Annotated in this window: 9 protein-coding genes; all 9 read right to left on the minus strand. The window is 41.8% G+C overall.

Features of this window, described 5'->3' with window-relative positions; genetic code table 11:
- Positions 1–20: 20 nt before the first annotated feature.
- On the minus strand, positions 21–914 hold the full coding sequence (locus ACFWMP_RS08090; protein WP_042125110.1) for a carbohydrate ABC transporter permease: 894 nt from the start codon (positions 912–914) through the stop codon (positions 21–23).
- Between the two features lie 9 nt (positions 915–923).
- Complete coding sequence (locus ACFWMP_RS08095) at positions 924–1,814, minus strand: ABC transporter permease (protein ID WP_339269438.1); 891 nt, start codon at positions 1,812–1,814, stop codon at positions 924–926.
- Positions 1,815–1,903: 89 nt separating this feature from the next.
- Entirely contained in the window at positions 1,904–3,637 is a 1,734-nt protein-coding gene (locus tag ACFWMP_RS08100) for an extracellular solute-binding protein (protein ID WP_379422963.1), read from the minus strand.
- A gap of 125 nt (positions 3,638–3,762) precedes the next feature.
- Positions 3,763–5,103, minus strand: a complete 1,341-nt coding sequence (locus ACFWMP_RS08105; RefSeq protein ID WP_379422965.1) for a response regulator transcription factor — start codon at positions 5,101–5,103, stop codon at positions 3,763–3,765.
- Positions 5,104–5,105: 2 nt separating this feature from the next.
- A complete protein-coding gene (locus ACFWMP_RS08110; RefSeq protein WP_076298237.1) occupies positions 5,106–6,845 on the minus strand; it encodes a sensor histidine kinase in 1,740 nt (579 codons plus the stop codon).
- A gap of 130 nt (positions 6,846–6,975) precedes the next feature.
- Positions 6,976–7,818 carry an MBL fold metallo-hydrolase gene (locus ACFWMP_RS08115; RefSeq protein WP_042125099.1) on the minus strand — a complete coding sequence of 281 codons (843 nt, stop codon included), beginning with the start codon at positions 7,816–7,818 and terminating at the stop codon, positions 6,976–6,978.
- Between the two features lie 289 nt (positions 7,819–8,107).
- The gene (locus tag ACFWMP_RS08120) at positions 8,108–11,998 is read right to left on the minus strand and encodes a collagen binding domain-containing protein (protein ID WP_379422968.1); all 3,891 of its coding nucleotides are present in this window, start codon (positions 11,996–11,998) and stop codon (positions 8,108–8,110) included.
- Between the two features lie 320 nt (positions 11,999–12,318).
- The gene (locus ACFWMP_RS08125) at positions 12,319–13,860 is read right to left on the minus strand and encodes a 2-isopropylmalate synthase (protein ID WP_042125095.1); all 1,542 of its coding nucleotides are present in this window, start codon (positions 13,858–13,860) and stop codon (positions 12,319–12,321) included.
- 102 nt (positions 13,861–13,962) lie between these two features.
- Entirely contained in the window at positions 13,963–14,955 is a 993-nt protein-coding gene (ilvC, locus tag ACFWMP_RS08130; RefSeq protein WP_036679485.1) for a ketol-acid reductoisomerase, read from the minus strand.
- Positions 14,956–15,116: the final 161 nt, after the last annotated feature.

The raw sequence follows: 15,116 nt of genomic DNA on the forward strand, positions 1-15,116 counted from the left end.
TATGTCTGTACTCTATTTCTTTATTCTTTAACACTACCAACCGTCATTCCTTTTACGAAATACCTTTGTAAGAATGGATACACTACCATAATTGGCAATGCGCCCATGAATATTTGCGCCGTTCGGATCGTCTTCTCACTCAGGTTCTCCATCACCTTGAGCTGCTCAATGGACATCGATGACATCTGGGCATTGATAGACATAATCAAGGTAGAAAGATAGGTCTGTAGCGGATAATGCTCAGGTGAATTCAGGTAAAGGATACCGTCAAACCAAGCGTTCCAATGCCCAACTATGGTGAATAACCCAATCGTTGCGATGGATGGAAGGGATATCGGTAAATAAATTTGCCAAAGTACTCTCCAATGTCCGGCACCATCAATCGTAGCCGCTTCATCCAATTCTCTTGGAATAGATCTGAAGAAGTTAAGCATCAGAACCATATTCCATACATTCAATGCACCTGGTAAGATAAGCGCCCAAATGGAATCGATTAAGCCTGTATTCTTCACTACGATATACGTCGGAATTAAGCCGCCTCCAAAAAACATCGTAATCGCGAATATCCATACATATACGGTTCTAAATTTAAACTGATCATTCGATTTGGAAAGCGGAAAAGCAGTAATAAATACTAGAAACAAGTTAACTACTGAACCGAGCACTACTCGTTTTACGGAGACTCCCAAGGAACGAAAGAACTCTACCTTTTCTCCTAAATATACATAAGCATCCCAGGAAAAGCCGACGGGCCAAAGCTTCACTTCTCCAGCCATCGCAGCTGTATTCGAGCTAAGTGAGATGGAGAGTAAGTGTACAAATGGGATAATGCCGAGTATGGTAATGAAAGTTAACAACAGCGTATTGAACACGATAAATAACTTTCTGCTGAATGATTGTTTATGTAGCACCATCTCCACCTCCTAGAATATGCGGTAATTGTTAAATTTGTACGCTGCATAGTAAGTTGTTGATACCATAAATAAAGATATTATCGATTTAAAGAGACCCACTGCTGCCGCAGGTCCAAATTGTTGGCTGAACATCCCCAATCGATAGACAAATGTATCTATTATATCTGCGCCTGCATATACAGTCGGGTTATACATAATCAATATCTGCTCAAAACCTGCGTTAAGAATACCACCGAGACCTAATACACTAAGTAAAATAATAATCGGTGCTATACCTGGAAGCGTAATGTTAAGCATTTGCTTCCATTTCCCTGCACCATCTACCTCTGCCGCTTCATACAGCGTCGCATTAATTCCTGTGATGGCAGCAAGCATGATGATCATATTGTAGCCCATGCCTTTCCAGACATCCGAGCCAATGATAATCCCCCTGAACCAACCATTATCAAGCATGAACATGATAGGTTCTAAGCCCATAGAGGAAATTAAGCCATTAATAGGTCCATTGAGAGAGAATAATTCAATAATGACACCCCCAAGGACAGTCCATGAAAGGAAGAACGGGAGGAAAATGGCGGATTGAATAAAACCTGCGAACCATTTCTTAGTAAGCTCATTTAATAATAGAGCTAGAATGAGCGGGACAAGCAGAGACAATACCATTTTGATGATAGCTATGACTAGCGTATTCCAAAGTACTTGCTTGAAATCCGGTAAATTAAATACATAACGGAAGTTATCTAATCCCACAAAATCGGATTTAAAAAAACCGGATAACGGCTCAAACTGTTGAAACGCCATAACCAGGCCGGCCATCGGTCCGTAGGCATAAATCAGTGTAACAATCACACCCGGTATTAACATGATATGAAGCGGATATTCTTTCTTCAGTGATTTCATAGATGCCCTCCTCACCAACGTACTCATTTTAAAACGGGAGGTGAGTCGGCTCACCCGACTCACCTCACCCGCTTTCTTGTCCCTATGATTTATTTCGTAGCTTCCGTGCTATACCATTCATTGACCTCATCGATAATTTCATTACCGCCAAGTGCCTTCCAGCTATCCACGAATTTATCGAAATCATCAAGAGAACCACCCATGATAATCTTGGTAAAGGACTCTTGCATCAACTTATCCAGCTGACCGCCCTTTTCCACTACTGTTGGTGTAGGAAGACCGTAAAACTCGTTGTATACAAATTGTTGATTTTCTTTAATTTGTCGTGTTAAGCCCCAGCCACCGTCTTTTGCAGCCCGGCTATAATATTGACCCCAGTTTACACCTTTGGTAGCGTTAGATGTGTCGCCTGCCAGGAAGTCCTTAGTCGCTTTGAAAGTATCCGCAACGGTCTTATAATTTGCATCGTCTATTGTAATTTCAGTCTGATTAGCATCGAGCGCTTTGTTTACTTCCCTGTAAATCGTATCAATATCAACAGGGTTGGCAATCCGTGGGTTAAACCAGTTGTATACATAGCCATCTGCCGCTTTGTTCTTATCCTTGTATTTCTTATTACCAACTTCGATGTAGAAATTGAGCATCTTAATCGCTGCTTCGGGGTTCTTCATCTTTTTGTTCACAACGAAAATTTTGTTGCTGCGGATTTTTGGAACGAGTGATTTAGCTGGACCATCAATCCCTGGAAGCTGAATTGCAATCCAATCCGCCTTTGGATCTTTGTCTACGCTGGAGTTAAGCGGCCAGTTCGGATACCACCACTCTCCGTAGGAAATACCCACTTTACCTGCAGTCAGATCTTCTACAGCCTTATTCTCATCCTTTAGTGCAAACTCTTTATCAATAATTCCATCTTTATACCATGCTTGTAGCTTACCAAGTGCAGTCTTCACTTCAGGCTGAATCAATCCCGGTAACAATTTGTCATCGCCGCCTTTAATCCAAGCCGATTGTTTATCACCAACGGAAGGATAAGCACCGAATCCATTAAAGAAACCTCTGACATCAAATCCCCAAAAGAAGAGATTCTTTTGCATGGCGATACCATAGGTGTCATTCTTACCATTCTGATCTGGATCATTATGTGTGAATGCTTGTGCAACTTTCTCAAGCTCATCGATCGTCTTCGGTGCCTGTAAACCTAGATTATTAAGCCAATCTTGACGAATCCATAGCAGCTGCGTGGATAAGAAGGGATCTTCAAATGCAGGAATACCTAATTGCTTACCATCCGCACTGAACGTTTTCATCGCGAATCCACCATCTGAGTCCATATAAGCCTTAAGAGCTGGTGACGCATATTGTGCATAAGCATCTGTCAGATCAGCAAGCATATCTTGCTTTTTAAGTTTCTCATAGTTCTTCTGATCAACTTCTATCACATCGGGTAGATCCCCCGATGCCATGGCAAGCGAGAACTTCTGCTCAAACTGGGCAGAGGGAACGGTCCATTTGTATTTCACTTCAATATTCATCATCTCTTTGAGATCTTTCAGGTAGGCATTTTGTTCCGGTGTTATTCCGCTTGGAGTTCTTGGATCTTCTGGTGGATTATATCCTAGTATTTCTGTAACAGTGACCGTTTCCGGGTATTTCCCTAGTGGATCAGGTGCTGTGGCGCTGTCTGTCGCACTATTCGTAGTCTCTTCCTTAGGCGTAGATGGTGCATTCGCATTTCCATTCCCTTGACTTCCACATGCTGACAATAATGAAAGAATCATCGTTACTGACAAAATAATTTTCCATGGTCTCATTTTTTTCATCTGAACGCTTCCCCCCTTTGTTTGCTGCAATTCTTGTTGTTAATCAGTGTTCCTAGTTATTATTTTAGTCACAGAGGAAACCGCTTTCAATTTCACTTTTTTTACATCACTTTCACTTTATTTACTTATTTTGAATTCCGATAATCCTGTGGAGATAAACCCATTTTGCGTTTGAAGAATGTTGTAAAGTAGGATGGTGATTCAAAACCGACCCGGATGGCGATTTCATTTAATTTCAGAGTTGTATTCTTCATCAGCTGCAGAGCAACATGCAGCTTCGTCGACTGGATATACTCTAATAAATTTTGTCCTGTCGTCTGTTTATAATAACGAGATAAATAGGACGGATTAAGATACACCTCTGCAGCAATTGAGGTAAGCGATAGATCCCCAGATAGGTTCTCCTGCACAAATTGGTGAATTTGTTCGATGATTAGCGTCTTGAAATCTTCCTGCTCGATTCCTCCAGCTTTGTGCATCGTATCCTCAAGTTGACTTAGTTTCTCAAGGTCTAGGATAAGCATGTGCTGACCTAATAAAGCTCTCTTTAGAATCATAGAGCGCACTGCTTCAACTTGAAGATGGATTGATTCCCAATGGTTAAGTAAATCCCCCGATATTCCGAATGAAACGCAGACACTTAGCAGCTCATCACACTCATTCTGTACAGGCTCTAATATCCCTCTCATATAAGCAACGATTCCAGGCCAATTCACCCCTTGATCTGGATAGTCACTACGAAAGCGATTCAGCAATCCTTCATCTGGTTGAAGCAGCCATATGAATACACGATCATCATAAATCACTTCTTCACATGCAATAGATGCAGGCAGGTGATCATGGAAAATACGCTGAACAGAGGGAGGCATTTTAAATTTAGGATCATCTAGTCGATCCAAGATACCAACAAGAAAGAATGAAGGACGATCTAATGCAATGCCGAACTCTACATCTTTGTAACGTACATTATTGAGTATAGAAGTAATAGACTCCCCGCTCAGCACCCGCTCCATCAGCTCTTTCTTTAGGAAGGAACTAGCGATTTGATAGTGCATTTGTGCCTTCTCCAATTGAAGTCTACGACGGTTCTCCTCGTCTAGCTTGTCGACTGCTGTCTTCACAGCTTCGAAAATAGGTTCAATTCCTTCCGTTTTCAGAATGTAATTGTCCACATTCTTACGAATCGCTTCGTATACATAATCAAATTCACTGTATCCTGTAAGGAAAATCACTCGGCATAATGGCCAATAATAGACGATTTCGTCCACGAGCTGGAGACCATTCTTCTGAGGCATACGAATATCGCTAACCAAAATATCCAATTTCGTTTTCTTAGCAATTTCAAGAGCTTCGCTTGAGGAGTAAGCTTTTCGTATATCCAGTTCAAATTCCGAGTTATCCTGAAACAGTTGGACTAATCCATTCACAATCACAGGCTCGTCATCTACGATTAGTAATCTATACATAATCACACTTCCTTACTCTCATATTTAACTATCAGTTCTACCCTCAATCCTCCGTATTTGCTGCGTGAGACAAACAAGCCACTATCTGGTCCGTACTTCAATTGGAGTCTATTATTAACGTTGATTAATCCCGTCTTCTCAACTTGTTTCAGACCCATCGCAAGTTTCTTCTGCAAGTACTCTATTTCCTCATCTTTTAAAAGATTACCGTTATCTTCAATTGTGATAATTACTATTCCCTCTTCGCATTCGGCACCAATATAGACAACCCCTTGTCGGGAGTCGTCTTCGAAAGCATGCTCGAAAACATTCTCAACAATCGGCTGAATAATCAGCCTCGGTACTAAAATCGCGTTCGCCAAAACGGGTATTTCTTCATATTCGAAAGAAATACGATTCGAGAAGCGAATACACTGAATTTCACAATAATCAAGCGCATGCTGATACTCCTTAAAGAAAGGCACCTCGTCCGATCCACTTCTTGTGATGTATTGGTAGTAGCTCCCTAGCTTTTGTGAGAGCTCAGCCGCACTATCGGAATCTCCTACTTTACACATCATGTAAATATTAAAGAAGCTGTTATAGAGAAAATGCGGGTTAATCTGTGACTGCAATTGCTTCAACTGCGAATGCTGCAGGGCAATCTTCTGTTCATAATTCTCCTCAATAGAACGCTTAAGTCTAGAAGCCATGCGATTAAAACTATTAAATATATAGTAAAACTCATCTTTGGTCTTTGACTCGATGACTAAATCAAGATTATCCGTTTCTACCATACGGAATGTCTTAACCAATTTGGATAAGGGCCTATGAATCATTAGATTTACCGAATAAGAATAAAGTATCATTACCACAATAGCGATGACGAAAGAGGCGTATAGTAGTGTATTAAATTGGCTTAAGGGTCTTGTGATTTCATTCTGATTCACGTACATAATCAAGGATAGATTCAAAGAACTGATAAAGTTATGGGCAATAAAGTAACTTTTACCGTTCACCTTGTTTATTTCTGGGATATCGGAATTAAACTGATCCTGTTTGGTGATGAGCCTAAGGACCTCAGTAGATACTAACTGATCGTCTGTAGTAGATAGAATATTGCCCAGCTCATTACTTCCCAGAAATACCTCCGATTCTTGATATAAGGTTGCGATTTGATTTAGTGCCTCCAATAGCTTACCTTTTGAGATTTCAATATACGACCAAAGCTCCGCATTATCTCCTGTTTCTATAAGGAAAATCGCATCACCGCTCCGATAGAATGAAGGCTTCTGCTTAACCTTAAGTAACGAGGAAATTTTCTCGTACTCCATATTAGGAATGGCCGTGACCCCCGTCTTACCAGAGATCGTTTTGCCCAGAGACTTAATATATACCCCGGCGTTAACCACATATTCGCTTGAGGCAATGATCCGATTCAATAGATCTTCAGCATTACCGATTAATTCTACCTCTTCATACTTTTCTAAGCTTTCGCCTCGGAAACTAAGCTTCTGTATGTTTTTATCTTCTTGAAATTGTAATTGTTGATTGCGGATGAAATATATCTCTTTATCCAGTTGCTTGGAATAGAATGACGCCCCAGCCAGGGATGAGTCCAAAATCGTATTTTTGGTGAATGACATCCCCTTATAATTCACCCAAATATTCATAGAAATGAGCGGAATCAAAAAGACGATAAATACGATGACAACTTTCTGATAGACGAACCATTTTACTTTTCCCGTAGCCAGCAGCTTCATTCTCTACCTCCGTATCTACTCATTTTGAGCCCTTAAAGCTATAAAAAAGACCCGTAAAGTAGTCCTTTCCTCAAGGGAGGATTTTACGGGTAATGACTATTCTTTTAATTATAGATAGACTATCATCACATCATGCTAAGAAGACTTTCATCCCATCATAGGAAATGATGAAATTCTCCTCTGCTGTATTCTTAACTAAAGTATCATGCAACTCTGCGCTGTAGTGAGAGAAATGAGTCAGAATAAATGATGTACTAGTATCACAACTATTTTGGTCAAGCAAACGTTCTCTTACAATCCGACAACCGGAGATCCCCATATGATAATCATATCTATCCTCTAGCCCATAATTACAATCCAGACTAACAACGTCCAGGTGCTTATCACGTAGATAATTGAAGGTTTCATCACTGAATATACCACTATCATTGCCGTATAAGAATCTTGTGTTATTCTGCTCAAGTAGATAGATAAAGCTATGTTCATCCGGCTTGTGATGGGCTGGCAATGCGGTTACTGTCACTTCTCCAAGAGTGAAGGGCATAAAAGGCTGTATGATATGAAACTCGTAAAAAGGATCTTCAATCGTATCGGTTCCATAATCATAGCGAAGAGCTGATTTCATCGTTTCTTCTACCGTTTCATTTCCGTATATATGCAATTTTTTTCCACTCTCCTGCAGCTGACAATACCAATGTTCATGCCTCATCATGAGCTCTGCTGCTGCAAAATGATCCGTATGCGAATGCGTAACAATCAAATGATTAACTTTCCCCAAATCCAATTTGTAACGAAGCTTATTCATATACATGTCAGGTGAGAAATCCAGCAGCAAATCAGAGTTAATAAGCGCTCCTGTACGAGCGCGAATATTCTTGCCACCAAGCTCCATCGCCATAGAGCAACGTTCACATTGACAAAATAAAGCTGGATAACCCTCGCTTGCTCCAGTTCCTAAATACATAAATTCCATGGTATCATCTCCCAGCGCATTTTATGATAGCGCTTACTAATTAGTAAAAAAAAGATATATGCTAAATAGTGTCGCTGGCGCTACATTACGAATAATGAGTGAAAATCCCATTTTCGTCAAGGTTCACTTCGTTGGGAGTTGGGTAGCAAGTGAAGAAGGTTATGAAACGAGTAGCCATAGACCAAAAATAAAGAGCAAGGCTCCTCCAATAACAGGAGGAGCCTTGCTCCGTTGACTTTTATCCTATGGGTGTTGAGTGCCGGGACAGCACCCTTATCATTACGATATATTAATTACTTCGTTTAAATCTTCGAGCTAACACAAATCCCACAAGAACTAGACCTCCACCTACTAAGTAAATAGGAAGTGCACTGTCTTCTCCCGTTTTCGGAAGCTCTGTTGGTTTACTGCTGTTATCCCCTGGTTCTTTCACTGTACCTGTCGGTACTTCCTCGACATCAATCTCGATCTCGATCTCTTCTTCATTTCCATTCTCATCTGTCACAATGATCGTGAACTTGTCTTTGCCAATGAAGCCTGGATCTGGTGTATAAATCCACTTGCCATCCTTAGTAATTGTCACCTTACCATGATCTGGCTTTTCACCGACACTCGGCACGCCCCCAAGTGGGATTTCACCTTCAAGAGGAACTTCCTCATCTGTAGTCAGTTTCTCTACAGGTGGCGTCACCTTCGGAACAATAGGCGTGCTAGTTGGCACCGCCGTAATAGTTGGTGTTGCTGTTGGTGCTACCGTTGGTGTCGCCACCACAGGTGTTGCGGATGGAGTAGCCGTAACGATTACTCCCGGTATTGACGTCGGGGTCGACACAGGGAAAATTGGATTGTCTGGCGTCGACGTAGGTGTTACTGTCGACACAGGTGTTTCCGTCGGTGTTGCTGTCGGCGTTGCCGTCGGTGTTGTTGTTGGTGTTGCTGTTGCTGTCGGCGTCGGTGTTGCTGTCGGCGTCGGTGTTGCTGTCGGCGTCGGCGTTGCTGTCGGCGTCGGCGTTGCTGTCGGCGTCGGTGTTGCTGTCGGCGTCGGCGTTGCTGTCGGCGTCGGCGTTGCTGTCGGCGTTGGTGTTGCTGTCGGCGTCGGTGTTGCTGTCGGCGTCGGCGTTGCTGTCGGCGTCGGTGTGACCGTTGGCGCCGGTGTTACTGTCGGAGCGGGTGTTGCTGTTGGTGTTGGAACTTTATTCTTCACCTCAAGACTTACCCCTGTCGTCAAGGCAACAGTCACTTCATGTGGTGTTTGATCAAGTACATAACCCACAGGTGCTGTTTTCTCAATCACTACATATTTCCCACCGGTTAGCTTGGTAAATTCGAGTATCCCATTTATATCTGTAGTACCGTCCTTTATCCAGATCTTATCGTTGTCAACAACGCGATATAGATCAAATGTAGCTCCACTTAGTAGCTTTGCAGGATTACTAAAGTCTATCTTCGTAATGGTCAGGGGTCCTCTTACACCACTTCCTGTTCCAGAACCGCTGGAAAGCTTAACTGTAATTTCCTTGGTACTTTCATTTGTTATTACCTTGACGTTCTTACCATCAAAACTAACTTTATTGGTTACTTTATCATTGTTCTGTGCTGTAATCAGGGAGTCATATTTCAGAATATAAGCCTCCGAAATATCCTTTAGGAAACTAAGCTCAAAGCTTTCCTTTCCATTGCTGTCCGCAGTAATCTCCAGCTTATAATCCGTATCTTTGATCAACTCTTGATTGGTTGGTGTTATAGTCCCATCAGCTTTAACAGTCGTTTTATAGACATGAAAAGTATTAGACAGTAGGATCTGATTATCACTCGGAATATCTGTAATTACCGCTTCTTTTACAAAAGATTGGTTACGGTTGATGTTAACTGTCCAATGTATTTTATTGCCGTCCTGATCGCCGCCTTTATTAACGTATTCCCCACCTTGTGGAATACTAACAGTGGCTTCCAGTTTTGCGGATTCTTCTTTCGTACCGTCATACAATATGGCTGTATTTTTAATTTCATTTGAATCAATCGCTTGATCAGCGAATGTAGTTTTGAAAGTGACGTAGAACGCATAATTAATGGTTTTATTAAATGTCACCTTCAGCTCATTACCATTTAGCTTCACATTATAATCAGCGGAATTCACGTTAGCTTGAGGAGAAGGATCACCATTCTTCCCATATTCCCATTTATAAACTTTTACAGAATCCTCGTTGACGACTTGCCCAGCCGAAATGGTATCTACCAATTGTGCTTGGCTTAACGTTTTCTGATTATAATTGGCACCAATATTCCAGGTGATCTCTTTGGTTACAGCATTGTAGGACCCACTCTTTTTCCCATTTTTTTTAACTTCATCTCTTGGATTAAAGGTTGAGGTCGCTTCTTTATGCTTTGGCTCCTGTACCCCATTCACCGTTTCTTTCCAATCGAGTGCACCTTTATTTGAAAATTGCGTTTTGCCCGAAGCCAGCCAATCATAGTTAAAGCTTGTTGTATAAGTAATAGTATAAGGCTCATTAATTGAACCATTAAAAGTAATTACAAACCCATCGTCCACTGCAGGTGGATTATGATCATTGTATACAACAGTATGAACGGTAGCAGTTCCACCTTTGGTCGGTTTAACCTTTAATGTGCCAGGAATTAGCTTTAATCCCGCGTTGCCAAAAGTATCGGTCACCACTAAATTTTCCATAGTCTTGCTGTCATCGTTAATTTGAATCGTCCAATCAATAGTCTTTGTCGCATAATTAACATTGCTATAGTTCTTATGAAGAATTTGCTGTTTAATATCGCGATTTCCAGTTTCTGATTTTCCATCATAAGTAATCTTGTTCGTAATTTGGCCATCATCAAATACACGGCCATTTGCTTTTGTCTGATATTCAATTCGGTAAGCAGAACTTAAATCATTGTTGAATTTCAGATCAAAACCATTTAACCCCGTTGCAGTTGTTGGCGTCACCGTATATTCGCTTGAAGCAAGTTCTGCGCCTTTGATCCCTTTACCATTGCTGTCAATCGTTACCGGATAGACTTTGACAGAGGTAGGGATTAAATCTTGGGAGTTGTTAAACATATCCTTTAAGATAGCATTTGCCGCTAAAATTGTTTTTTCATTGTAATTGAAATTAACAGCCCAAGAAATCGTCTGAGTTGCCGCATCGTATCCAGTGGACTCTTTCGACAGCGGCTTGCCGCGCCCAACTGTAACTGTAGTACTAGCTTTCTTAGAAATCCCGCCATCCCCAGTTAGAATAGCCTCATTATAGAACGATGCTGCATCTATACCTGAACCGGTAATATCTGTATAAAATTGAACTCGATAGGCCTTGGTAATCGGGTTATCCGTAAATTTAAGTTTAAGCTCACCTGAAGAGGAGGCGGATACATCATACTTGCCGCTATTCACCAAACTACCAAGACTTGCAGTCCCATCGACATTCACGTCAAGCTCATAAACAGCAATAGATACGGTATTTAAAGACAATCCCAAAGGAAGCTTGTCTGTAACCTCTGCATTGTAAACACTATCCAGAACCTTGTTTACATCAACCGTCCAAGCAATGCTTGTTGGGTTATAATACTGCGGTTTCGGTGAACCGTTTTTTTCTATCGTAGAGCTAACCTTTGGCTTAAAATTAAGCTCAATGGTCTGAGTTCCTCCCTGAATAGGGAATGTTATTGTCTGCTTAGCAGAGCCTGTAATCTTTTTGGAGCTCAGTAGCGACCTTACTGTAAAGGTGCCGCCCACTTGATCATGGGATTCAATATATTTGTTAAATGTGAATACAACTTTATTGGTATTTTTGTCAACCGAATAAGTCCCTACAGGCTCATCGTCAAAAATGAGATTACCATTCAGATCATTATAAAGTTCAAACTGTGTTGGAAGATCAAACGTAAAGGTAGAACCCTCCTTATACCCATGCCCATCTGAAATTGCCCATGTATAGTTTAATTCCGAATAGGAATCAAGCTGATATACGCTTTCCGTAACCGTATTTGTGTATTTATCATCGGTGTATACTGCAAGCGAAACACTAGTAATGAGATTATCTCCAATCACAGTACCATTTCCACTCGCATATGCTGGCGTATTGAACCCGAAGCCAAAGCTATAAGCCCACTGCGTCACAAGTAATAATACTATGAGCCATGCGCTTATTTTCTTTTTTGATAACATTATTAAAATGCCTCCTTTTCAATTCGTTTATTGTGCTTTCCCAAGTTCTATACTTTGGATCTTGTGCTCTAATGCTCCGCAGTGACCTCCTTGATTTTTTCTCCTTCTACTAATCGCCATGCTTACATCTATTGTAAATAATGCATCTATACATAATCTGAACAGAGTCCTGTACAAGTCTTTTCCATACTTTTTCTTCCAAATAAAAAAACAGGGATATGCGATGTAAACTCGCATATCCCTGTCGTATCTCATGTATTCTCTTCTAGATCTTAATAGTAAGCGTAATACTACTTTTTAAAAAAAATACAATGTACATTTTATATACTTGCGTGGTCACGTTTGGTGTAAGTTTTACGCTTCTCTAGAAGCTTGTTAAGCGCATCAATATAAGCACGGGCACTCGCTTCCAGAATATCGGTACTAAGTCCACGGCCCTGTGCAGCAACTTCACCCTGCGACAGTACTACATGAACCTCGCCCTGTGCATCTTTACCACGGGAGACGGATTTAATGGAATAGTCCCCAAGGGTAACTTCCTCACCCGTGGCTTTATCAATTGCATTGTAGATGGCATCTACAGAACCATTGCCTTCTGCCTCTGCTACAATAGGCTCCGCTTCCGGACCATCGATAATCACCTTAGCAGTTGGAACAGCTTTATTACCGTAAGTAACGTAAATCGTCTGAAGTCTGAATACTTCTGGCGTATCAATTAGTTTCTCTTCAATTAATGCTAAAATATCTTCATCCGACACTTCTTTTTTCTTATCCGCCAAGTCCTTAAACCTTGAAAAAGCTGTATTAAGCTCTTCTTCAGATAAATCATACCCTAGATCACTTAACTTATCGCGGAAAGCATGGCGTCCAGAGTGCTTACCAAGTACCAGTTTGCTCTCTTTAAGTCCAATGGTCTCCGGTGTCATGATCTCATAAGTGGTTTTCTCTTTCAGCATTCCGTCCTGGTGAATACCCGATTCATGAGCAAATGCATTAGCTCCTACAATCGCCTTATTCCCTGGGACTACCATACCTGTCAACTTGCTGACCAAGCGACTTGTGCGAGAAATCTCGGACAAAGTTAAGGAAGTTTTTGCGCCAAAGAATTCAGCACGTGTCTCCAGCGCCAATGCCACTTCTTCAATCGCTGTGTTCCCGGCACGTTCACCGATACCGTTGATCGTTCCTTCGATCTGATCTGCACCATTCTGAATCGCGGCTAACGTATTGGCCGTAGCCATGCCAAGGTCGTTATGACAATGAGCACTAAGCTGTACGCGTTCAATATCAGGCACATTTTCTTTTAGATATTTAAAGATAGCTCCGTACTCAGAAGGATTCAAATAACCTACAGTATCCGGGATATTAACAACATTAGCCCCTTCCCGGATAGCCATGCCGACCATTTCAGCCATGAAATCATACTCCGTACGGCCCGCGTCTTCTAATGAAAACTCGAGCTTAGGGAAATATTTCTTTGCGTATCGGATAGCAGACTGTGCAGTTTCCAACACCTGAGCCTTATCCATCCGCAGCTTATGCTGCCGGTGAATAGGAGATGTAGCTAGAAAAATATGAATACAAGGGTCCTGCGCTCCCTGTAGTGCTTCTTTTACAGCATCAATATCTGTCTCTCTAGAACGAGAAAGGCCGATTACCGTGACGTTCTTCACAGCTCTTGCCACCGCATTAACAGAAGCTAGATCTCCTGGAGAAGCTGCTGGAAAACCCGCTTCCATGCGATCAATTCCCAGCTTCTCTAACTGGTAAGCGATCTCCACTTTCTCACGCGTGTTGAGGTTCACACCTGGTGACTGCTCTCCATCTCGCAGTGTCGTATCGAACACATAAATTTTCCGCATGCTAAGCACCTCCCAAAAATTGTGCTGAAACTCTCAAATGCGGCTCGCAAAGTCACGGCCGCATTTGAAGGTAATACTATTTAATCATAAGTATGATTATAATTATTTCTTAATCCAGTGCATCATTTCACGCAATTGGCTACCTACAACTTCTACTGGGTGAGCAGCTTCGTTGCGGCGAGTAGCGGTAAGGAAAGCACGTCCGGATTGGTTCTCAAGGATAAAGTCACGAGCGAATTTACCTTCTTGAATATCTGTCAGAACAGCTTTCATAGCTTTTTTAGTATCTTCAGTTACAATGCGTGGTCCAGTTACATAGTCACCGTACTCAGCAGTGTTACTGATGGAATCGCGCATGCTGGACAATCCGCCTTCGTATACCATGTCAACGATCAGTTTCAATTCGTGCAGACATTCGAAGTAAGCCATTTCAGGAGCATAGCCTGCTTCTGTCAAAGTTTCGAATCCAGCTTTGATCAGTGCGGATACACCACCACAAAGTACTGCTTGTTCGCCGAACAAGTCGGTTTCGGTTTCTTCGCGGAAAGAAGTTTCGATAACTCCTGCACGTGTACAACCAATACCTTTTGCATAAGCAAGACCGATTTCTTTCGCTTTACCTGTTGCATCTTGTTCGATAGCAATCAAGCCAGGAACGCCAAAGCCTTCAACATAAGTACGACGAACCATGTGACCTGGAGATTTTGGTGCTACGAGCAGCACGTCCGCATCTTTAGGAGCAACGATTTGTCCAAAGTGTACGTTAAAGCCGTGGGAGAACATCAAAGCTGCGCCTTTTTTGAGGTTTGGTTCCACTTCATTTTTATATACGGATGCTTGAGTTTCATCTGGCATTAAGATTTGCACAACATCTGCACGGGATACTGCTTCAGCTACTGGCAATACTTCAAAACCGTCATTTTTCGCAGTTTCAAAAGATTTACCTTCACGAAGACCGATGACAACTTGAAGACCACTGTCACGTAGGTTTTGTGCTTGGGCATGTCCTTGGCTACCGTACCCGATTACCGCAATTGTCTTTCCTTTTAATACACTAAGTTCTGCATCCTGTTCATAGTACGTTGTAACTGCCATTGTCAATATCCTCCTTTAATTTGAGACCCATCATAAAGAGCGGGTGCTTCAAGAGAACTGGATTCGTCGATTAGATCAAGCTGCTCCTCAAGCTCCCGCTCTTTAGCGGGAATGTCATTCATATCATATCAGATTAATGCAATCAAGCAGTAATCCGTTAA

Origin of the sequence: Paenibacillus sp. NPDC058367, assembly GCF_042723305.1 — a bacterium.
Lineage (GTDB): Bacteria > Bacillota > Bacilli > Paenibacillales > Paenibacillaceae > Paenibacillus_AQ.